This is a genomic window from Bradyrhizobium sp. JR4.1, from assembly GCF_040548605.1.
GTDB lineage: Bacteria > Pseudomonadota > Alphaproteobacteria > Rhizobiales > Xanthobacteraceae > Bradyrhizobium > Bradyrhizobium canariense.
In genome coordinates, this window is the sequence record NZ_JBEPRY010000009.1 from 1 (window position 1) to 21,222 (window position 21,222).

At 63.6% G+C, this 21,222-nt stretch carries 23 protein-coding genes; 17 read left to right on the forward strand and 6 right to left on the reverse strand.

The features are described 5' to 3' along the window. Positions 1–212: 212 nt before the first annotated feature. Positions 213–572 carry a hypothetical protein gene (locus tag ABIB90_RS19170; protein WP_354170572.1) on the reverse strand — a complete coding sequence of 120 codons (360 nt, stop codon included), beginning with the start codon at positions 570–572 and terminating at the stop codon, positions 213–215. An 87-nt stretch (positions 573–659) separates the two neighbouring features. On the opposite strand from ABIB90_RS19170, the gene ABIB90_RS19175 reads away from it, so the two are divergent. Genes ABIB90_RS19175 through ABIB90_RS19190 form a run of 4 tightly spaced genes read left to right on the forward strand, consistent with a single transcriptional unit; the run spans position 660 to position 3,480 of the window. After that, positions 660–1,640 carry an ABC transporter substrate-binding protein gene (locus ABIB90_RS19175; RefSeq protein ID WP_354170570.1) on the forward strand — a complete coding sequence of 327 codons (981 nt, stop codon included), beginning with the start codon at positions 660–662 and terminating at the stop codon, positions 1,638–1,640. Position 1,641: 1 nt separating this feature from the next. Then, positions 1,642–2,379: an ABC transporter permease gene (locus tag ABIB90_RS19180; RefSeq protein ID WP_354201184.1), complete on the forward strand. Its 738-nt coding sequence runs from the start codon at positions 1,642–1,644 to the stop codon at positions 2,377–2,379. Beyond that, the gene (locus ABIB90_RS19185; protein ID WP_007601388.1) at positions 2,369–3,079 is read left to right on the forward strand and encodes an ABC transporter ATP-binding protein; all 711 of its coding nucleotides are present in this window, start codon (positions 2,369–2,371) and stop codon (positions 3,077–3,079) included. Before ABIB90_RS19180 ends, ABIB90_RS19185 begins: the two co-directional genes overlap by 11 nt. A gap of 47 nt (positions 3,080–3,126) precedes the next feature. After that, positions 3,127–3,480, forward strand: a complete 354-nt coding sequence (locus tag ABIB90_RS19190; protein ID WP_027566546.1) for a hypothetical protein — start codon at positions 3,127–3,129, stop codon at positions 3,478–3,480. A 168-nt stretch (positions 3,481–3,648) separates the two neighbouring features. Here ABIB90_RS19190 and ABIB90_RS19195 read toward each other — a convergent pair whose 3' ends face one another. The 4 genes from ABIB90_RS19195 to lanM all read right to left on the reverse strand — a co-directional run bounded on the left by ABIB90_RS19195 (position 3,649) and on the right by lanM (position 5,590). Next, on the reverse strand, positions 3,649–3,858 hold the full coding sequence (locus ABIB90_RS19195; protein ID WP_007601386.1) for a hypothetical protein: 210 nt from the start codon (positions 3,856–3,858) through the stop codon (positions 3,649–3,651). Between the two features lie 133 nt (positions 3,859–3,991). Beyond that, entirely contained in the window at positions 3,992–4,897 is a 906-nt protein-coding gene (locus ABIB90_RS19200) for a DUF6662 family protein (protein ID WP_354201185.1), read from the reverse strand. A gap of 48 nt (positions 4,898–4,945) precedes the next feature. Beyond that, positions 4,946–5,026: a pyrroloquinoline quinone precursor peptide PqqA gene (pqqA, locus tag ABIB90_RS19205; protein ID WP_035994375.1), complete on the reverse strand. Its 81-nt coding sequence runs from the start codon at positions 5,024–5,026 to the stop codon at positions 4,946–4,948. A 171-nt stretch (positions 5,027–5,197) separates the two neighbouring features. Continuing rightward, positions 5,198–5,590, reverse strand: coding sequence for a lanmodulin LanM (lanM, locus tag ABIB90_RS19210; RefSeq protein ID WP_007601381.1), 393 nt, complete (start codon positions 5,588–5,590; stop codon positions 5,198–5,200). Positions 5,591–5,932: 342 nt separating this feature from the next. Here lanM and ABIB90_RS19215 point away from each other — a divergent pair, with 342 nt between their 5' ends. The 6 genes from ABIB90_RS19215 (at position 5,933) to ABIB90_RS19245 (ending at position 11,673) form a co-directional block, all read left to right on the forward strand. Then, complete coding sequence (locus ABIB90_RS19215; RefSeq protein WP_354170565.1) at positions 5,933–7,597, forward strand: methanol/ethanol family PQQ-dependent dehydrogenase; 1,665 nt, start codon at positions 5,933–5,935, stop codon at positions 7,595–7,597. A gap of 10 nt (positions 7,598–7,607) precedes the next feature. Continuing rightward, positions 7,608–7,964, forward strand: coding sequence for a c-type cytochrome (locus ABIB90_RS19220; RefSeq protein ID WP_247475188.1), 357 nt, complete (start codon positions 7,608–7,610; stop codon positions 7,962–7,964). After that, positions 7,961–8,890: a substrate-binding periplasmic protein gene (locus ABIB90_RS19225; protein ID WP_354201186.1), complete on the forward strand. Its 930-nt coding sequence runs from the start codon at positions 7,961–7,963 to the stop codon at positions 8,888–8,890. The genes ABIB90_RS19220 and ABIB90_RS19225 overlap by 4 nt, the downstream gene beginning before the upstream one ends. 190 nt (positions 8,891–9,080) lie before the next feature. Further along, positions 9,081–10,016, forward strand: coding sequence for an FUSC family protein (locus ABIB90_RS41635; RefSeq protein WP_502918241.1), 936 nt, complete (start codon positions 9,081–9,083; stop codon positions 10,014–10,016). A 110-nt stretch (positions 10,017–10,126) separates the two neighbouring features. Next, positions 10,127–11,116: a Bug family tripartite tricarboxylate transporter substrate binding protein gene (locus ABIB90_RS19240; RefSeq protein ID WP_007601374.1), complete on the forward strand. Its 990-nt coding sequence runs from the start codon at positions 10,127–10,129 to the stop codon at positions 11,114–11,116. A gap of 131 nt (positions 11,117–11,247) precedes the next feature. Beyond that, the gene (locus tag ABIB90_RS19245; RefSeq protein WP_007601372.1) at positions 11,248–11,673 is read left to right on the forward strand and encodes a hypothetical protein; all 426 of its coding nucleotides are present in this window, start codon (positions 11,248–11,250) and stop codon (positions 11,671–11,673) included. Between the two features lie 59 nt (positions 11,674–11,732). On the opposite strand, the gene ABIB90_RS19250 is transcribed toward ABIB90_RS19245, so the two are convergent. Then, on the reverse strand, positions 11,733–12,701 hold the full coding sequence (locus ABIB90_RS19250) for a helix-turn-helix domain-containing protein (RefSeq protein ID WP_007601369.1): 969 nt from the start codon (positions 12,699–12,701) through the stop codon (positions 11,733–11,735). Between the two features lie 513 nt (positions 12,702–13,214). On the opposite strand from ABIB90_RS19250, the gene xoxF5 reads away from it, so the two are divergent. From xoxF5 to ABIB90_RS19285, 7 genes are all read left to right on the forward strand, one after another. Further along, complete coding sequence (gene xoxF5 / locus ABIB90_RS19255; RefSeq protein ID WP_007601367.1) at positions 13,215–15,020, forward strand: lanthanide-dependent methanol dehydrogenase XoxF5; 1,806 nt, start codon at positions 13,215–13,217, stop codon at positions 15,018–15,020. Between the two features lie 109 nt (positions 15,021–15,129). Then, positions 15,130–15,618 (forward strand): c-type cytochrome, methanol metabolism-related, encoded by a 489-nt coding sequence (locus ABIB90_RS19260; RefSeq protein ID WP_007601366.1) that lies wholly within the window; start codon positions 15,130–15,132, stop codon positions 15,616–15,618. Between the two features lie 61 nt (positions 15,619–15,679). Further along, a complete protein-coding gene (locus ABIB90_RS19265) occupies positions 15,680–16,789 on the forward strand; it encodes an S-(hydroxymethyl)glutathione dehydrogenase/class III alcohol dehydrogenase (protein ID WP_354170556.1) in 1,110 nt (369 codons plus the stop codon). 33 nt (positions 16,790–16,822) lie between these two features. Next, on the forward strand, positions 16,823–17,386 hold the full coding sequence (gene gfa, locus ABIB90_RS19270; protein WP_354201188.1) for an S-(hydroxymethyl)glutathione synthase: 564 nt from the start codon (positions 16,823–16,825) through the stop codon (positions 17,384–17,386). Positions 17,387–18,012: 626 nt separating this feature from the next. Next, positions 18,013–18,465, forward strand: coding sequence for a (2Fe-2S)-binding protein (locus ABIB90_RS19275; RefSeq protein ID WP_007601363.1), 453 nt, complete (start codon positions 18,013–18,015; stop codon positions 18,463–18,465). Position 18,466: 1 nt separating this feature from the next. After that, the gene (locus ABIB90_RS19280) at positions 18,467–20,779 is read left to right on the forward strand and encodes a xanthine dehydrogenase family protein molybdopterin-binding subunit (protein WP_354170552.1); all 2,313 of its coding nucleotides are present in this window, start codon (positions 18,467–18,469) and stop codon (positions 20,777–20,779) included. A 57-nt stretch (positions 20,780–20,836) separates the two neighbouring features. Beyond that, on the forward strand, positions 20,837–21,097 hold the full coding sequence (locus ABIB90_RS19285) for a hypothetical protein (protein WP_354201189.1): 261 nt from the start codon (positions 20,837–20,839) through the stop codon (positions 21,095–21,097). Positions 21,098–21,222 lie beyond the last annotated feature (125 nt).

Here is a 21,222-nt window from a genome sequence, read left to right on the forward strand (position 1 = left end):
GCCGATCAGCTTCTCGAACCGGTACCACTTGACTAACCCCGACAGCCGATCCAGCGCTGCATTGGCACCTGCTCCCTTCGGGAGCCAAGCCTCAATAAAACTCGGCTGCCCCGTCTGCTTCACCGCCATCGTCATTCCTCCAAGGCTTTGCCTTAGAGAATCACAATTGACGGATTACGCAACAGGCCCACAAGGGGAGAAGGAAGAAAGTGTTAGAAACACCTCACCTCGGCTTCCGCCTGTGCTCGCCGCAAATCATTCACGGCCGAGTTCGCCTGCTCCGAGGTGCGGAACTGGACGCCGAGATTGCCGCGGACCTGGGACATACTGAGCGCGGTTTCGGCGGTGACGTAGCGCTCATAGGACACGATCGAGGCCACCACGTCGATCGAGCAGGAACATTGTTCGATTGCCTGCCGGCTCTCGCCATTGGCCTTCATGCAGCCATAGACATACTCGGCACGCGCCGACGTCGGATAATCATTGGCCTCTTCAGCCTGTGCACCGAGCGCGGTCGCAGCCCACACCGCCAATGCGGCGACAATCGGTCGTAGCTGTCCGGCCAGATTCATGAGCGTCCTCCCGCTGGTTGCGACGGAAGCTATGCTATGCGTATTGTCCTGAAAAGCACCCTACCAGAGGAAACGGCTCACAAGGTGATGAGAGCATTTGGTCGATCATTGGCGCTCGCGACGACGCTGGCGCTGACACTAGCCGGGCCCGGCCGCGCCGCGGATACGATTCGCCTTGCGGTGCAGAAGACCGGAACATTCTCCTGGGAGCTGGCCGCGATCCGCGCCGGCGGCCTCGACAAGGAGGCCGACCTGTCGCTCGACGTCACCGAGCTTGCGAGCCCCGAGGCCGGCAAGATCGCCCTGCGCGCTGGCAATGCCGACATCATCCTGTCCGACTGGCTGTGGGTGTCGCGCGAGCGCACGCTCGGCGCCAAGCTCACCTTCTATCCCTATTCCAGCGCGCTCGGCGCGGTGATGGTGCCGGCCGCCTCGCCGATCAAGTCGCTGGCTGATTTGAAGGGCCGCAAGCTGGCGGTCGGCGGCGGTCCCATCGACAAGAGCTGGCAGCTGCTCCAGGCGCGCATGAAGCAGGACGGCATCGACCTGAAATCGGAGGCGACCATCGTCTATGGTGCTCCGCCTCTGATCGCCGCCAAGGCGCTCGACGGCGAGATGGATGCGAGCCTCAACTTCTGGAATTTCTGTGCACAGCTGGAGGCCAAGGGCTTTAGACGCCTCACCGGCATCGAGGACATATTGCCAAAACTCGGCGCCAAGGGCGCGGTCTCCGCAGTCGGCTATGTCTTCGACGAAAGCTGGGCGGCAGGTCATCGCGATGCGGTGGCGCGCTTCATCGCGATGACCCGCAAGGCCAAGCAGCTGCTGGTGACCTCGGATGCAGCCTGGGACAAGATCGCACCGCTCACCGGCACGAGCGATGCCACCCTGCTGAAGACCTATCGCGAGCGATATCGCGACGGCATTCCGCGCCGGAGCATCGATGACGAAGAACAGGACGCGCGCGTGCTCTATCGCGTGCTGGCCGAGACCGGCGGACGCGACCTCGTGGGCCCCGCTGCCGAGCTCGATCCCGGCACGTTCTATCACGCAGTTGCCGGAGACTGAGGTGCTGCGTCTTCTGTCGTTTGTCCTGTTGCTCGCGATCTGGTGGACAGCCGCCCTGTTCGTCGGCGCCGCAAAGCTGCCCTCTCCGTCCGCCGTGCTCGACGTCGTCATCGCGGAAGCATCGAGCGGCGCGCTGTTCCTGCATCTCGGCGCCACGCTCGCCCGCGTGAGCCTCGCCTTCTTGCTGGCGATGTCGCTCGGCAGCGCCATCGGCTATCTGATGGGACGGGTGAAGCTCGCCGACCGGCTCGGCGATCCCTGGTTGATCCTGCTCCTGAACCTGCCCGCGCTGGTCGTGATCGTGCTGGCCTATATCTGGGCCGGCCTCACCGAGGCCGCAGCGATCGCGGCGATCGCGATCAACAAGCTGCCGACCGCCATCGTCACCCTGCGCGAGGGCGCACGCGCGCTCGACCGCTCGCTCGACGAGATGGCGAGCGTGTTCGCGATGCCGCGCTGGCGCGCGTTCCGCCACGTCGTGCTGCCGCAACTGGCACCCTATATCGCAGCCTCAGCCCGCTCCGGATTGTCGCTGGTGTGGAAGATCGTGCTGGTCGCCGAACTCCTGGGCCGGCCGAACGGCGTCGGCTTCGAGATCGGCGTCGCTTTCCAGCTGTTCGACACGCCGCGGCTGCTGGCCTATTCGCTGACCTTCGCCGCCGTCGTGCTCGTGATCGAGACCGCGCTGGTGCAACCGTTCGAAGCCCGCGCAACACGATGGCGACCCCGTGCGGCTTGAGGTCGATATCACAGGCAAGAGCTTCAAGAGTGCCGCGGGCGGGACGCAGGAGGTGCTCGCGCCGGTCAGATTCGCGCTTCAATCCGGCGAGGTCGGCGTGCTGATCGGTCCCTCCGGCTGCGGCAAGAGCACGATGCTGCGCATCATCCTCGGGCTCGACCGCGATTTCGAGGGGCACGTCTCGCGCCCGCCGGAAGCGCGGATCGGCATGGTTTTCCAGGAGCCGCGGCTGCTGCCATGGCGCTCGGTCGAGCAGAATGTACGGCTTGCGGCACCCGATGTGACCGACGCCAAGCTCGCCGAGCTGTTCAGGATCCTGGAGCTGGACGCGCATCGCAGTCATTTTCCAGGCGAATTGTCACTGGGCCTCGCCCGGCGCGTCGCGCTCGCCCGCGCCTTTGCGGTGGAGCCTGACCTGCTCGTGCTCGACGAGCCCCTCGCCTCGCTCGACGACGCACTCGCCGGCCGTTTGCGCGACGAGATCGCGACGCTGGTGGCGCGCCGTCCGGTGATGACGTTGCTCGTCACCCACAGCCTGGATGATGCGATCCGGCTCGGCGACCGCCTGTTCTTGCTATCGCCGCGACCGGCGCGCATCGTGCGCGAGGTGCCGATTGCCATCCCGCGCGCGGAGCGCAGCGAGGCCGAGCTCGGCAAGATCAGGGCCGAGCTCGCCGCGTTGCAGCTTGAATCGAAATGAGAACTCATGGTCAATTGGATCAACGACATCTTCGCGGGAGGGTCATCATGCGGCGTACGCTGATTGCGATCGGCATCCTGTTGGTTGCGATGCCCGGCGCGGCGCTCGCGCAGGCCAAAGGCAAGGGTATCCGGCTCTGGAATCTGACGACGGAGACGATCTCCGGTTTCCAGCTCTCGCCGGCCGGGAAGACCGAGTGGGGGCCGAACCAGTGCTTGAACGACAAGGACAAGGAGGTCGATCACGACGAGCGGCTGCGCATCACCGGCGTCGAGCCCGGCCGCTACGATGCCAAGGTCAGCTATCCCAATGCACGGCAGTGCATCGTGCGCGACATCGAGATCAAGGCGGATGCGGTGTTCTCGATCGCCGACAAGGATCTGAAGGACTGCAGCAAATAACGCGGGCTGCGTTACGAGCGTTTCGCCTCATGGTGAGGAGCGCGGAACGCGCGTCTCGAACCATGCAGGCCCGTCTGTCACCTGCGGCCATCCTTCGAGACGCCTGCTTCGCAAGCTCATCAGGATGAGGACCTAAGCCAGTCGCGACCGGGAAGGCGGCGCAGCTCTTCACGCCTTATCGTTCGGGTGCGGATATTCGCAGCGCCACCGCACCGCTTGCCACTTCGGATGGTCGCCAACCCATTGCGCGATATAGGGCGGCGCAGCCATCGCGCATTGCGTCGGCGACCCCGCATAGTTGAACACCAGATGCTGCTCCTCGCAGGTCGCAGGCGAGAGCAACGCACACACAGTCACCACCAGGTCGATCGGGTTCATGCCGGGATCCTCGCAGAGCCGATGAAGAATAGCACAAAAGGCTACGCTCCGAGGAGCCGGAAGTTTCAATCCCGCCACGCGAAATCGAGCGGGAATTGCCCCATCGCCTCTCCCCGCAACCGGGGCGCGAGCGCTAGAAATTAACTCCAAACACCAGCCTCGCCTGGTGGCGCTCGAAATTGACGAGGTCGAGATTGCCGCCCGATCCGGCCGGACGGCCCCAGGCCTGCATGCTCCAGCTCATGGTCAGGCGCGAGCGATCGGAAAGCTGGAAATAAGCAGTCGGACCGACAAAGAGGGCCTGTCCTGCGAACTCGTCGAGGCCGATGCCTTCGTACTGCCGGAAGTAGCGCACCTCGCCGCCGAGCAGCACATCGGGCCGCACGCGGACGAGGCCGGCGAAGGCCGCGCCGATGGTCGAACTCTTTTCGGACAGTCCCGCCATTTCGAAACGCGCCCATTCGGGTTGATAGATCAGGTTGAGCGCGCCGATGGCGAAGTTCGGGATCAGCTCGCGATCGAAGGCGAGCGTGAAATCGGTACCGTACATCCGCCCTTTTGCGCCGGAAGTCTCGTCGATGCGATCGCCATGGAGTTCGGCGGCGACAGTCAACCCGAATGGCGCGCGCTCGCGATCGAGCAGGCGATAGCGCACGTCAAGCGAAGCGCCCTGGAAATTGAACTGGCGGCGGTCGCCGATATCGGGGACGCCGGTGATGTCGTGCAGCGTGGCGGTGCCGCCGACCTCGATGCGGAAGTTCGGCAGCGGCACGATCTCTATCTCGACCTCCTGCGACAGGGCGCGATAGGTCCCGCCGCCTTTGCCGAATCGTCCTGTCGTCTGGGTCTGGAATTCGCGCTCGCCGGGATTGCCGACATCGGTGCCGATCATGAAGCCGAAGATGTGCTCGGTATCAAAGCCCTCTTCGGCGCTGACGCATGCCGGCGCGAGCGCGACGGTGCAGGCGGCTATGGTCCAGAATGTAAGGGCTCTCGCGCGCATCCCCGACACTACCACGGCTTCGATGGTAGTTGCCATCGAAGCCGCGGCAGGTCGCAAGTCTTACTTGCAGTCTTACTTGTGGTCCTACTTGCGCAAAGCGCAGGCGTACATGTTGATTTCCATGCCGACCGACACTTCCACGATCTTCGGAGCTTTCCAGGCCATTCGGGGACTCCCAAGGGATTGAGCGCGACATCGCGCCGGCCAAAACCTAGGGCTGCGTCAGGCACAGCGCAAGTCGGGAATCGCGCCGTCGACACAGCGAACTGTCGCATCGCGCTTGCAAACTTCTCTCTCGGGCAACTCGCCTTCGCTCCCAGTCAAGCGGCGCGGCGCTCACTGCAACAAGCGCAGCAGCGCGCGGCCGGCGCGCGAGTTCAGCTCCTTGGCATCCAGCGTTCCATCCTTGTCGGGATTCGCCGCGTTGAAGCGCTGCTCCACCACGGAGAGATATTCGTCGAGCGTGAGAGTCCCGTCGCGATCGGGATCGGCGGCGGCGAGTTCTTTCGCCGTTAACCGTCCGCGCAACTCGCGGGCGTCAAGCGTGCCGTCATGATCGGGATCGAGCTTGGCGAACAACGCGGTCGCCGCCTTCTTCACCTCGGCAAGGTCGAGCGTGCCGTCATTGTCGGTATCGAACGTCTTGACCGCGTTGCCGGAGGCCGACCATGCCGGACCGGACATCAGTGCAATCGTGAGCGCAAGTGCAACAGAGCGACGCGATATCATGAAAACCTCCCAGACCAAGAGCTCCGATTCGAGCCGGATCGAAACGACATAAGTCCACAAGCGAGCCTCGGTTCAAGCCCCGAATTGCAGGCTACGCCCGTACAACTTGCGGAACCCGTCGGCCCGACCATTGCCGTGGCGCACGCGCCCTGCTCCATGCCGCGGAATTTCTTCAGCGCGTGCGCACAAGTGAGAGTTGCTTGTCAGCTCTCCGTCAGGTGACCGGCTTCCGGCCGCCCACCAGATCGGCGTCGCAACTACGACTTTCGTATTGACGCGTTTTGCATTCGGGCGGAGTGTTGCTGCCGCAGCGTCAATAGGCGCGCATATTGGGAGGAACGGATGAAACGCTTTGCGATGGCCGCGAGCCTCGTCATGCTTGCATCGACTTGTGCAAATGCACAAACCAGCGAGCAGCTGGTCAAGGGTGCGACCGATACATCGAACGTTCTCAATTACGGAATGGGCTACAATCTCCAGCGTTTCTCGACGCTGAACCAAATCAACAAGGACAGCGTCAAGAACCTTGTCCCGGTCTGGAACTACTCTTTCAACGACGATCGCAGCGAGGAATCGCAGCCGCTAGTGTACCAGGGCGTGATCTATGTGACGTCGCACAACGCGACGATGGCGGTCGACGCCAAGACCGGCAAGCAGATCTGGAAATCCAAGGTCGAGTATCCTGCCGAAACGCCGCGCATCGTCTGCTGCGGCATTATCAATCGCGGCGCCGCACTCTATGACGGCAAGGTGTTCCGCACCACGCTCGACGCCAACGTGATCGCGCTCGACGCCAAGGACGGCAAGGAGCTGTGGCGGCAGAAGGCTGCCGATATCAAGGAAGGCTATTCGATGACGGTGGCGCCGCTGGTCGCCGACGGCGTCGTGATCACCGGCATCTCCGGCGCAGAGTTCGGCACCCGCGGCTTCATCGACGGCTGGGATCCGGCAACGGGCAAGCACCTGTGGCGCACCCATTCGATCCCCTCCCCGGACGAGCCCGGCGGCGACACCTGGAAGGGCGATACCTGGAAGCTCGGCGGCGGCTCGACCTGGATCACGGGCTCCTATGATCCCGAGCTCAACACGGTCTATTGGGGTATCGGCAATCCCGGACCGTTCAACTCTGCGGTACGCCCGGGCGATAACCTCTACACCTGCTCCGTGCTGGCGATGGATCCCAAAACCGGCAAGATCAAGTGGCACTACCAGTTCTCGCCGAACAATCCGTTCGACTATGACAGCGTGGCCGAGATGGTCCTCGCCGACATGAACGTCGAGGGCAAGCCGACCAAGGTGTTGATGGACGCCAACCGCAACGGCTTCTTCTACGTGCTCGACCGCACCAACGGAAAGCTGCTTGCGGCCAATCCTTACGTGAAGGTCAACTGGGCGACGGGAATCGACATGAAGACGGGCCGGCCGATCGAGACCGATGTCAGCAAGGACGCGCGCGAGGGCAAGAAGGTCGTTGTCTTTCCGTCGCTGCTTGGAGGCAAGAACTGGGAGCCGATGTCCTTCAACCCGCAAACCGGGCTCGCCTACGCCAACACGCTCGCCTTCGGCGGGCACTACAAGACCGAGCCCGTCACCTTCAAGCAGGGTGAATGGTATCTCGGCATGGACCTCACCGACCTCTGGGAATGGGGTGATGGTCCGCGCGGGCATCTGAAGGCGATCGACCCCATGACCGGGAAGGCCAAGTGGGAAGCGCCCAGCGACATCCCGCGCTTCTCGGGCGTGCTGTCGACCGCGGGCGGCGTCGTGTTCTCGGGCGCGCTGACCGGCGAGTTCGAGGCCTTCGATGCCGACACCGGCAAGAAGCTCTGGCAGTTCCAGACCGGCTCGGGCATCGAGGGACAACCGGTGACCTGGCAGCAGGACGGCGTGCAGTATGTCGCCGTGACGAGCGGCTATGGCGGCGTCTACTCGATCTTCTCCGGTGACGAGCGGCTTGCCACGGTACCGGCTGGGGGCTCGCTGTGGGTTTTTGCGGTCAAGCAGTAGCCACGGCACGATGCTGAAAGAGGTGACGTACAGGACGGTGGCGATCCTTGCCACCGTCGCGGTGCTGACGGTCGCGCTTGCGGCGACGGTTCGTGCCGCGGATGATTCAACCGGCAATCCCGTGCAGGCACAGATCGACCACGGCAAGTCGACCTATGCCGAGAAATGCTCGCACTGCCACGGCCCCAACATGATGAACCCCGGCACCATCACGCCGGACCTGCGCGCCTTCCCCGACGACAAGACGCGCTTCGTCACCACCGTGAAGAACGGCAAGAACAACAAGATGCCGCCCTGGGCCGACATTCTCAGCGACGAGGAGATCGGGAATCTCTGGGCCTTCATCTCGAGCCGGAGAAAACCATGAGGCGCTGGCTGGCCGCTTGGAGCATTGCCGCGATCCTCGCGGCGGCGGCCGCGGCTGCACGCGCGGCCGACGATCCGCTCAAGATTTGCCTCGACGAGGACCGGCCACCGCTGTCGGTGCACCACAAGGGCAAGCCGGACTCGGGTTTCGACGTGCTGCTGGCGGAGGCGATCGCCGACCGGCTCGGACGACCGCTGACGATCCAGTGGTTCGAGAGCAAGCTGGACGAGGATTCGAGCCCGCAGCTCGAGGCCAATGCGCTGCTGTCCGACGGGCGCTGCTCGCTCGTCGGCGGCTACGCGCTGACGACGGACTCCCTCGTCAAGCCCGGCATGAAAACGGCGCGCCTGCCGGATTTTGCCGGCGCCACGCGCGACGACCGGCGCCGCCGCGTCGCGCTCGGCGTGCTCGCGCCGAGCCAGCCTTATGTCTACTCGCCGATGACAGTCGTGCTCGGACCCAAGGCGCGGGGTCGCAAGATCGGCGACATCGGCGACCTCGCCGGCCTGCGCCTGGTTATCGAGAGCGGCTCGCTCGGCGATGCGATCCTCATGACCTTCGACAAGGGGCGCCTGATCGACGACATCACGCATCTCGTCCCCGGCCGCGATGATCTTCTCGGCGCACTTGCCCGTGGCGACTATGACGCGACGCTGATCGACCTGGGCCGCCTCGACGCCCATCGCGCCGCGCACCCCGATACGGCGATCACCGCGTCCGGCTACTACTATCCGATCGGGGCCAATCGCGGCTATGTCGGGCTGGCCAGCGATCCCACGCTGATCGACGCCGTCAACAAGGCGCTCACCGGACTTGCTGCCGAGGGCAAGATCGCCGAATTCGGCACACAGGCGGAGCTGACCTATCTGCCGCCGCGTGAGCCTGCGATCCTCGGCGACGTCTGGATGAAGATCATTCAGCGTTGACCGGAGCGTCCGGCTCCCGGAATGACGGATAAAGTGCTCGGCGATGGGCCCGCTACAACCATGGCTGGCTCGGCGACATTCTGCACCCTATGATGCCGCCGTTTTCATTCGGCCATCTGGTGGCATCGTGAATCCTTCCGCAGGAAGCCTGCGCGATCTCCTCTCGCGCGAAATCAAGACCGGCGAGCTAGTGCGGGCGCTGATCGTCGTCGGCCCGATGGTCGCCGCCTATTTCGTCGCGCGCGAGACGGCGCTGCTGAATCTCGGGTTGGTCGCGGTCTCGCTGCTCATTCCGGCGCTACGGCTGCACCTGCCGCCGAAGGTTATCGTATGGCACTACATTGCCATCCTCCTCACTTTTGCCGCGCTCTTCCTTGCCGCCCCGATCAAGCCGCTATTCGCAGTGCTGACGGCGCTCGCCGGATTCCTTGCGGTCGCGGTGACACGCCATGGCGAACATTTCCGCACGCTCGGAAATTGGGTGTTCATCCCCGCCGTGTATCTCGCCTGCGAGGTGCGGGAGGGCGTGAGCGCCTCGGAAGCCCTTGCGCCATGCCGGCATGATCATCGTGTCCTCTCCGATCGCGCTGGCTCTGGTCTGCGCCATCCGGATTTACGACCAGCGACGGTGCGGCGATGCCGCGACCTCGTTCGGAGCGCCCGCGGCCGAGTGGTTTGTGCCCGCGGCGGCAACCGCCCTTGCAGTGTTCGCTGCGGCGGCGCTGGTCGAGATCCTCGATCTCGCGCAGGGCCAATGGGTGATGTGGTCGGCCGCAAGCGTCGTGGTCGGCGATCTCGCCGCTTCGACCGGCAAGCTGAAACAGCGGGCGATCGGCGCCGTCGCCGGCGCGCCGCTCGGTTTCCTCGGCCGCAAAGCCGGGTCGGCTATGCGCTCGCGGTTCTCGCGGCCACCCTCACGCTGATCGCGTTCTCCCGCTACATCGTCGGCTTCGGCCTGCGCTGCTTCTTCATCGCGCTGGCCGCTTCCTTCGCCGGCAGCGCCAGCGGCATCGCGGAGGAGCGCATCGTCAACGTGCTGATCGGTGGCCGCTTTGGCTTGCTTGCGGTAGCCCTGACCGAAATCGCCTGGCTGCGTGTCATGCGAAAAGTGCGATTGTCCGGATGACGCCCGAATAGGCACAGCGCGGCCCTTCGAATGCGCCAATCTGTCTCGCCTGCCACCCATGGCAGAGGCGACCCGATGCAGTACCGTCGCCGACAACCCGGGAGAGAATCATGTCCGCAAAACTCGATCGCCGCCACTTCATCGCCGCCGGCACCACCACACTCGTGATGCCTTTCGTCTCGCGCGGCGCCTCGGCGCAGGCTGCGTGGCCATCGCGGCAGATCCGCATGATTTGCAGCTATCCCGCCGGCGGACAGACCGATCTGCTCGCGCGCGCCTATGGTGAATTCATTGCCAAGCAGGTTGGAAAGACCGTCGTCGTCGAGAACAAGCCCGGTGCCGCGGGCGCGATCGGGACGGCGGAGGTCGCCCGCGCGGAGCCCGACGGCCACACCATCCTGTGCTCGATCTCGACCACCTACATCATGAACCGGGTGGTGATGAAGACTCCCGGCTACGACATGGACAAGGATTTGACGCTCGTCAGCGTCATTCCGGGCGCCGGCCTGTTGCTGGTGGCGAACCCGAAAACCGGCGTCAAGACGTTGGAGGATTTCGTCGCCTTCGCGCGCAAAAGCGGCAAGGTCAACTTCGGCACCTATAGTGCGGGCTCGGCTCCGCATATGACGGTCCACGAGCTCAACAAACAGTATGGCCTTGCCATCGAGCCGATCCACTATCGCGGCGAAGCCCCGATGTGGACGGGCATGCTGGAAGGTACGCTCGATGTGGCCATGGGCAGCTACACGGCAGCGCAGTCGGTTTTGCAGAGCGACCGTGGCACCGTGTTCGCGGTGCATTCGAAGAAGGTCGACGCCATCCCCGATATCAAGACCCTCCCCGAGCAGGGCGCGACGTCGAAATTCTTCACCGTTAGCGGCTTCTCCGGCTGGGCCGTGCCGAAGGCTACACCGCAACCGGTCGTCGACCGCTTGGCGGAGCTTTGCGTCGCTGCCAACAACGACCCGAAGGTGAAGGAGGTTCTCAACACGTTCGTGCTCGAACCCGCGATCGGCTTCAAGGACACCAACGCCCTATATCAGCGCGAGCTGCCGATCTGGATCGAGAGCGCGCGGTCGCTCGGCCTGGAGCCCTCCTGAACCGGGAGACAAGACGCCCCTTCGCGGCGCAGCATCCGACCAAAGCCTAGTGCCGGAAACGCATTTTCCCGCTATGATTGTGCGATGCCGGCGGAAAGGTCTCGCCGGCGCGGACCAGAAAGGCCGATCCCATGACACCGGATGGCGTCGCCGTAGCCGTCATGATCATCCTGCTCTTTCCGATGGGCTATTTCACGCTGGCGTCTCCGGCCTTCCTGCTGGTGAAGCTGGATATCCAGCCCGTCGCCCAGCTTTTGCGCGGAATGTTCAATGCCCATTTTCTGGTGATGCGCGTTGCCGGAATTATCGGAGCAGTAGCTTTCCTGCTCGACGGTCGTCTGGTCGCAGCGATGGGCGTCGGCCTCCTTGCAGCCTTGGCGATCTACGGACGCCGCGGGTTCATGCAGCGGATGGACGAGCAGCTCAGCGCCACGGACGCCGGCGATGCCGAGGCCCCGCGTCGGCTGCGCCGGCTGCATTGGAGCGGGATGCTGGGCAACGCGGTGCTGCTCGCCGCTCTCCTGATAAGCATTCCCTACATCGCCATATCGGCGTGAGAGACATCGCGGGCGCGTGAGGGGCAACCGCTGTCGTCGACGCCGAACCTGGCGTTTGCCTAGTGCTCGTCCGCCGCAACCGCGCCCTGTTGCGCCTTGTGGATCGAGGACGGCACCACGCCGAAATATTTCCGGAACACCCGGCTGAAATGCGATGAGCTGGAGAAGCCCCAGGAGAATGCGACGTCGGTGATGGTCTTGCCGGCGTGGGCCTCGAGCTCCTGGCGGCAATTCTGAAGACGCGCCTGCCAGATGTAGTCGCTCACCGTGGTGCCGCGCTCCGAGAACAGCATGTGCAGATAACGCTTGGAGCAGCCGAGCTCGCCTGAAATCTGGTCGATGCACAGATCCGGATCGCGCAAATGCTCGCGGATGAAGAACTGCGCGCGCACATAGGTCGCTTCGGGCCCGACGCGATCGAGCATCGTGTCGGCCTCGCGCAGCGGCAGCAGCAAGAGATCGATCAGCGAATCGGCGACGCCGACCGCACTGTTCGCCGACAGCTTCGCCGCCTCGTCGAAGGTCGCATGGACGAAATCATGGGCGATCCGCCCCGTCCCGGTGCGTGAGGTCAATTTGCAGGCGGGCATTCGCTGCGACGGGAATCCGCGGTCGCGCAGCAGCGCCTTCGGCACGATCACCACGTCGTGGCGCGTGAAAGCGGGGCTGATGATCGAATGCGGACAGGAGACGTCATAGGCGATGATGTCGCCCGGGTTCAGCTCGATGTGGCGGCCTTCCTGCTCGAAATAGGACACACCGTAAGTCTGGAAGTGGATCTTGATATACGGGTGTTCATTGGCCTTGGCGCGCGCCAGCGTGTGCGCAATCCGATGCTGGCTGACCTCGATCTGGCAGAGCTTCAGGCGCGAGACGCTGGTGTAGTCGATGCGGCCTTCGAGCGAAGACGCTTCGAGCGGATCGACGTCGAAATGCCCGCACAGGCTCGTCAGCCCGTCGATCCAGCTTTGGATCTGACGTTTCGGCGTCATGCCCGTCGTCGAGAGCGTGTGAATCGTGTCGGACATTAATCCAGCCACTGGTTTGATCCGGAGATTTTACGCGAATCGCGAGCCGCGCTGCCGGAGCCCTGAACCGTGATTGCGTGACGTTTACCTCGATTTTGAGCGATCTTCCAGAACGAGCGCCGTCGTTCCAATGCCACCCTTGTAAGTTAATCCTCCGCCTTAGTTGCAGCGCCGTCAAGGGGAACCTAAGCGTGGGAGACGGTCCCAAAGCGCTGCGGAAGCCGCTGAATTCGCTACTGCAAAATCAAAATCTTCGCGGCCGTGCGCTGTCAAGCAAACCAGCTTCTCTCTTGGGCAAGTTTCCCGATAACGAAGTCGTTAGGGATTGCATCAGGAACAACAAGAACGGGCCGCTCCGCACGTGGACCCGTGGCTCTCATCAGGAGGAGGAAACACCACAGCATCGTTTCTGGTCCCAATCGTGACCGCCCTGCACGAGCAGACGCCGGACGAAAAGCCCGGCGATTAAGCAATGCTTCGGAAACAATAAACGAGACCAATGGAGGAATGACTATGCGCAAGGTACTACTCGCGGCCTATCTTGGCTCCGCGGCGGCCCTCGCCGTCGGCAGCGCGTCGGCCAACGACGAAGTGCTCAAGATGTCGCAGAACCCGAAAGACTGGGTGATGCCGACGGGCGACTACGCCAACACCCGCTATTCCAAGCTGAACCAGATCAACGCACAAAACGTAGGCAAGCTCCAGGTCGCCTGGACCTTCTCGACCGGCGTGCTGCGCGGCCACGAAGGCGGCCCGCTGATCATCGGCAACATGATGTACGTCCACACGCCGTTCCCGAACAAGGTCTACGCTATTGACCTTTCCAACGAGAACAAGATCGTCTGGAAGTACGAGCCGAAGCAGGATCCGAATGTGATCCCGGTGATGTGCTGCGACACGGTCAACCGCGGCTTGGCCTATGGCGACGGCAAGATCTTCCTGCATCAGGCCGACACCACGCTCGTCGCGCTCGATGCCAAGAGCGGTCAGGTGGCATGGACCGCGAAGAACGGCGACGCCAGCAAGGGCGAGACCGGTACTTCGGCCCCCATGGTCGTCAAGGACAAGGTGCTGATCGGCATCTCCGGCGGCGAGTTCGGTGTTCAAGCCCATATGACCGCCTACGACATCAAGACGGGCAAGCTGGCTTGGCGCGGCTACTCCGAAGGACCGGATGATCAAATCCTGGTCGATGCAGAGAAGACCACCGCGCTCGGCAAGCCGATTGGCAAGGACTCCAGCCTCAAGACCTGGCAAGGCGATCAGTGGAAGATCGGCGGCGGCGCCACCTGGGGCTGGATCTCCTACGATCCCGAGCTGAACCTCGTCTACTACGGATCGGGCAATCCCTCGACCTGGAATCCGAAGCAGCGTCCCGGCGACAACAAATGGTCGATGACGATCTGGGCTCGCAACCCTGACACCGGCCAAGCCAAGTGGGTTTATCAGATGACGCCCCACGACGAGTGGGATTATGACGGCGTCAACGAGATGATCCTCTCGGACCAGGCCATCAACGGCCAGCCGCGCAAGCTGCTGACGCACTTCGATCGTAACGGCCTCGGCTACACGCTCGATCGTGCCACCGGTGAGCTCCTGGTCGCCGAAAAGTACGATCCGAAGGTGAACTGGACCTCCGGCGTCGATATGGACAAGAACTCGGCCACCTACGGCCGCCCGAAGGTGCTCGACACCGCTTCGACCGACAAGGCGGGCGAGGACCACAACGTGAAGGGCATCTGCCCGGCCGCGCTCGGCACCAAGGACGAGCAGCCGGCGGCCTACTCGCCGGACACGCAGCTGTTCTACGTTCCGACCAACCACGTCTGCATGGACTACGAACCGTTCAAGGTGAGCTACACTGCGGGCCAGCCCTATGTGGGCGCGACGCTCTCGATGTATCCGCCGCAGGGTGAAACCCACATGGGTAACTTCATCGCCTGGGACGGCAAGACCGGCAAGATCGTCTGGTCGAACAAGGAGCAGTTCTCGGTCTGGTCGGGCGCGCTCGCAACCGCAGGCAACGTGGTGTTCTACGGAACGCTCGAAGGCTACCTGAAGGCAGTCGACGCCAAGACCGGCAAGGAGCTCTACAAGTTCAAGACTCCCTCCGGCATCATCGGCAACGTCACCACCTATGAGAACGGCGGCAAGCAGTATGTCGCAGTGCTCTCGGGCGTGGGCGGCTGGGCCGGTATCGGTCTGGCGGCAGGCCTGACCGATCCGACCGCCGGTCTCGGCGCAGTCGGTGGCTACGCGGCGCTCAGCAACTACACGGCACTCGGCGGAACGCTGACCGTGTTCTCACTGCCCAACTAGGCCTCTCAGCATCGCTCCGGCGCGTGGATCAACTCCACGCGCCGGCTCGTCTCACCGAATGCCTTCCGAGGAAAATCTCTTGCGTAAAATCTGCTCTGCCATTGCTGCGATGTTCTTGGTCGCGTCCGGGGGAATTGCCGTCGCGGACGGCTCAGGCGATCCGACTGCCGTCAAGCAGAACGAAACCGGCGAATGGTCCGACAAGGAAGGCAATCCAACCTATAAGATCACCGACGGATCCGTCGACTGGTACACCTATTCCGGATACCGCCGCTATCACTCGGACTGCCATGTGTGTCACGGCCCGGATGGCATGGGCTCGACCTACGCCCCGGCGCTGAAGGATTCGCTGAAGACGATGAGCTATGCCGACTTTCTCGGCGTCGTCGCCTCCGGCCGCAAGAACATCTCGACTGCCGCAGAGAACGTGATGCCGGCTTTCGGCGATAACCCGAACGTCGCCTGCTACATGGACGATCTCTACGTCTATCTGCGCGCCCGATCCAACGAGGCCTGGGGCCGCACAAGACCCGGCAAGCACGAGGACAAGAACGACGCCTATACCAAGAACGAAGATTCGTGCATGGGCAAGAAGTGAACGAGCGGAGCCCGACCAGGACCTGGTTCTTGGCGCCCTGCTGGAATTTGAGGAGCTTAAGATGAAGACACGTGCCGCCGTCGCTTTCGAAGCCAAGAAGCCGCTCGAGATCGTCGAAGTCGATCTGGAAGGACCGAAGGTCGGCGAAGTCCTGGTCGAGGTCAAGGCGACGGGCATCTGCCATACCGACGCCTACACGCTCGACGGCTTCGACAGCGAGGGAATTTTCCCGTCGATCCTGGGCCATGAGGGCGCGGGCATCATTCGCGAGATCGGTCCTGGCGTGACCTCGGTGAAGCCGGGCGACCATGTCATCCCGCTCTACACGCCGGAATGCCGGCAATGCAAAAGCTGCCTTAGCCAGAAGACCAATCTCTGCACCGCGATCCGCGCGACGCAGGGCAAAGGCGTGATGCCCGACGGTACCAGCCGCTTCTCCTACAAGGGCAAGCCGATCTACCACTATATGGGCTGCTCGACCTTCTCGAACTTCACCGTGCTGCCGGAGATCGCGGTCGCCAAGATCCGCCAGGACGCGCCGTTCGACAAGAGCTGCTACATCGGCTGCGGCGTCACCACCGGCGTCGGTGCCGTCGTCAACACCGCCAAGGTCGAGCCGGGCTCCAACGTGGTCGTGTTCGGGCTCGGCGGCATCGGCCTGAACGTGATCCAGGGCGCCAAGATGGCTGGCGCGGACAAGATCATCGGCGTCGACATCAACGACTCCAAGGAGGAATGGGGACGCCGGTTCGGCATGACCGATTTCGTCAATCCCAAGAAGATCACCGGCGACATCGTCCCACATCTCGTGACCCTGACCGACGGCGGCGCCGACTACACCTTCGACTGCACCGGCAACACCACGGTGATGCGCCAGGCGCTGGAGGCCTGCCATCGTGGATGGGGCACCTCGATCATCATCGGCGTTGCCGAATCCGGCAAGGAGATCGCTACCCGCCCGTTCCAGCTCGTCACCGGGCGAAACTGGCGCGGCACCGCCTTCGGCGGCGCGCGGGGCCGCACCGACGTGCCGAAGATCGTCGACTGGTACATGAACGGAAAGATCCAGATCGACCCGATGATTACCCACACGCTCAAGCTCGAAGACATCAACAAAGGCTTCGACCTGATGCATGAGGGTAAATCGATCCGTTCAGTCGTCGTGTTCTAGCTCGAAAAGCGTCACCCCAAGGAGGATCGACCCATGACTGTTGCACTCCATCCCTCGATCGATAACGGCATCAAACAGGGCAGCGGCAGCTTCGCCGGCGGCACGCTCGTATGCAAATGCAGCGACCATCAGGTCAAGGTCGCCGTCAAGGGCGACGTCGCGCATAACCATGCCTGTGGCTGCACCAAGTGCTGGAAACCGCAGGGCGCTAATTTCTCCGTCGTCGCCGTGGTACCCCGCCAGAACGTCACCGTGCTCGAGAACGGCGACAAGCTCCAGATCGTCGATCCATCGGCGGCGATCCAGCGCTACGCGTGCAAGGCCTGCGGTACGCATATGTACGGCCGCATCGAGAACAAGGGTCACCCGTTCTACGGCCTCGATTTCATTCACCCCGAACTGTTCCAGGAGCAGGGTTCGCAGGCGCCGCAATTCGCCGCCTTCGTCTCGTCGGTGATCGAATCGGGCGTGAAGCCGGAGCAGATGGGCGGAATACGGGCTCGGTTCAAGGAGCTTGGACTTGAGCCCTATGACTGCCTGTCGCCGGCGCTGATGGACGCGATCGCGACCCACGTCGCGAAAGCCAAAGCCGCCTGAGCAAAGGCCGCCTGACGTTTGCCGCGCCCCATTCGCTCGCTGGTTCCACCACACCCAGCGAGCGGACGGAGCCGGCCGGGACGATCGCGGCGATGCCGCCGCTTCTCGACTGCACCTGTGTGGGGGCCGTCAGCTCCCTCAGTCCTGGTCTCTGAATGACTGCGCAGGGCCACCACTTCCCGCTTGAAGTGCGCGGCGCTTGCGTTTCTCCCTCCCTCGACTGAGGCATCCTGCTTCGTCCGCACAGGTGTTCTGGCGGACGAAGCTTTTTTTCGTTGTCCCCATATCGAGATGCGCGCGGCGAGATGCGGCGCCCTGCTTTTGACAAACCTTCGTTGCAATCTTTTCCCATCGAGAACAGCTGACTAGAGAACACTTGGCTGTGAATGCTAGACCGAAGCGATCCTTGCTAAGATCGCGACGTGACGATGCCGCGCGAATTCAATAATCAAGAACACGACGGGAGGTATCGAACACATCCGGACATGACATTGGCATTCCTGAGTCCTGCCGGGATCTGCCCGCGCGGGATGACCGCTGGAATGCGACGCCGCGCAGCGGACATTGCACCGACCGGCATCTGGAAAATCTGAAATCAACAAGCTTATGAAGAGCGAGGGACGATCATGATCAAGGTGAAGATCAACGGCCAGGAACAGAGCTGGGACGGCGACCCGGATCTCCCGCTACTCTGGTTCCTGCGCGACGAGGCCGGTCTGACCGGCACCAAGTTCGGCTGTGGCCAGGCCCTGTGCGGCGCCTGCACTGTCATCGTCGACAAGGAAGCCGTGCGCGCCTGCATCACGTCGATCAACGACGTCGCCGGCCGCGAGATCACGACGATCGAGGGACTGCATCCGAACGGTGATCACCCGGTGCAGAAGGCCTGGCGTCAGGTCAACGTTCCCCAATGCGGCTTCTGCCAGGCGGGCCAGATCATGCAGGCGGCTGCGCTGCTGATGGACAACCCAAAGCCGTCGCACGACCAGATCCGCGAAGCGATGTCCGGCAACATCTGCCGCTGCGGCTGCTACCAGCGCATCGAGAATGCGGTCCATCTCGCATCGACGGGAGTGTGACATGAATTTCATCGACAACCCGAAGAAGCTTCGTGGCTTCGAGAAGAACATCAAGGTCGAGAAGGTTTCGCGCCGCAGCATCCTGAAGGGGCTCGGCATCACAGGCGGCTTCGTGCTCGCGGCGCCCGTGATGTCGCGCCAGGCGTTCGCCTACGAGACCGGCGCCGGCAAGATGCCGCACGGCGTCGTGGTCGATCCGCGCGTATTCGTCGCGGTCGCACCCGACGGCACCGTCACCATCCTTGCTCACCGCGCCGAGATGGGCACAGGCGTGCGCACCAGCCTGCCGCTGATCGTGGCCGAGGAGATGGAAGCCGACTGGGCCAGGGTCAAGGTGGAGCAGGCCCATGGCGACGAGGTCAAATTCGGCAACCAGGATACCGACGGCTCGCGCAGCACGCGGCATTATTTGATGCCGATGCGCCAGATCGGTGCCTCCGCCCGCACCATGCTGGAGCAAGCCGCCGCGAAACGCTGGGGTGTGCCGGCAACCGAGGTCAAGGCCGTCAATCACGAGGTCGTCCACAGCGCAACGAGCCGCAAGCTTGGCTTCGGCGAGCTCGCAGCCGATGCCGCCAAGGAACCTGTGCCGAGCATCGAAGGACTCAAGCTGAAGGACCCCAAGGACTTCCGCTATCTCGGCAAGGGCCAGATCGGCATCGTCGATCTCCACGACATCACCACCGGCAAGGCGCGTTACGGCGCCGACATCCGGCTGCCTGGCATGAAGTATGCCGTGATCGCGCGCCCGCCAGTGACCGGCGGCAAGCTGGTCTCGTTCGATCCGGACGCGGCGTTGAAGGTCCCCGGTGTCGAGAAGGTGATGCAGGTGCGCGGCTGGCCGTGGCCGTCGAAATTCCAGCCGCTCGGCGGCGTTGCCGTGATTGCGCGCAACACCGGTGCGGCGATCAAGGGACGCGACGCGCTGAAGCTGACCTGGGACGACGGCGCCAACGGCAAATACGATTCCGTCGCCTACCGCAAGGAGCTCGAGGAGGCCTCGCGCAAGCCGGGCCTTGTCGTGCGCCAGGAAGGCGACGCCGAGGCTGCTCTGAAGGGCGCCGACAAGGTCGTCGTCGGCGAATATTATCTGCCGCATCTTGCCCATGTCAGCATGGAGCCGCCGGTGGCGGTCGCCGACGTCAAGGGCGACAAGGCGGAGATCTGGGCGCCGGTGCAGAGCCCGGGCGGCACGCGCGAGGACGTTGCGAAGACGCTCGGCATTCCCGAGGGCAATGTCACCGTCAACGTCACGCTGCTCGGCGGCGGCTTCGGCCGCAAGTCGAAATGCGACTTTGCGCTCGAGGCCGCGCTGCTGTCGAAGGAGCTCGGCGTCCCGGTCAAGGTGCAGTGGACGCGCGAGGACGACGTCCGCCACGATTTCCTGCACACGGTCTCCGTGGAACGGATCGAGGCGGGGCTCGACAAAAGCGGCAAGGTGATCGCGTGGCGCCATCGCAGCGTGGCCCCGAGCATCGGCTCGACGTTTGCGGCAGATGCAAAGCACCAGGCGCCTTTCGAGCTCGGCATGGGCCTCGTCGACATGCCCTTCGAGATCGCCAACATCTCCTGCGAGAACCCGGAGGCCGCGGCGTTCACCCGCATCGGCTGGTTCCGCTCGGTCTCGAACATCCCGCGCGCCTTCGCGGTCCAGTCGATGGTGGGCGAGATCGCCCATGCAACCGGCCGCGACCAGAAGGAGACGCTGCTCGCGCTGATCGGTAGCCCGCGCATCGTCAAGCCTGCTGTGAAGGACATGTGGAACTACGGCGAACCGATGGATAGCTATCCGATCGACACCGCGCGCCTGCGCAAGGTGGTCGAGCTGGTCGCCGAGAAGGGCGAATGGGGCCGTCAGGTGCCGAAGGGCCATGGCCTCGGCATCGCAGTGCACCGCAGCTTCGTCAGCTATATCGCGACCATCGTCGAGGTGGCCGTCGACGACAAGGGCAAGCTGACCGTGCCGCGGGTGGACACCGCCATCGACTGCGGCACCTATGTCAACCCGGAGCGCATCGCCTCACAAATCGAGGGCGCGGCGATCATGGGGCTCAGTCTCGCAAAATACGGCGAGATCACCTTCAAGGACGGCAAGGTGCAGCAGAAGAACTTCGACGACTTCCAGGTCCTCAGGATCGATGAATCCCCTGCGGTGACCAACGTCTACATCGTGCCGCCCGGACCCGACACGCCGCCGAGCGGCGTGGGCGAGCCCGGCGTCCCGCCATTCGCGCCGGCGCTGATGAACGCCATCTTCGCCGCGACCGGAAAGCGCATCCGCAGCCTTCCGCTCGGCAAGCAATTGGAAGCATAAAGGCGGGAACACAAGGCGGCCTCGCGCCGTTTGCATCGATCTGACAGGAGCAGATCGATGACCAACATCTCAAGGGCGCTCGCAGTCTCCTTGCTGTCGAGCGCCTTTTTCTTGACTGCCGCAGGCGCATACGCCCAGAGCAACGCCACGCCGCCGACAACGGCGACGCGCCCCAGCACGCCGGACCAGAACTCTCTGCCCAACGCCAATGCCACGCCGCCCTCGACCAGCCAGACCACCGGGCAGCACAATCCCGATCCCAAGGTTCGCGAGATGAACCAGAAGGCAAAGGACAAGGTCGAGCGCGAGGGGAAGTAGCGATCTCGCGCATCGGCGTTTTGACGCCGTGAATGTCGGATCTACTTCTTCGCCGAAGCGCAGCGATATGCCTTCTCCCCTTGCGGGAGAGGGCAGCGGCGCCGGTTGCCACGACCCCGCTTGGG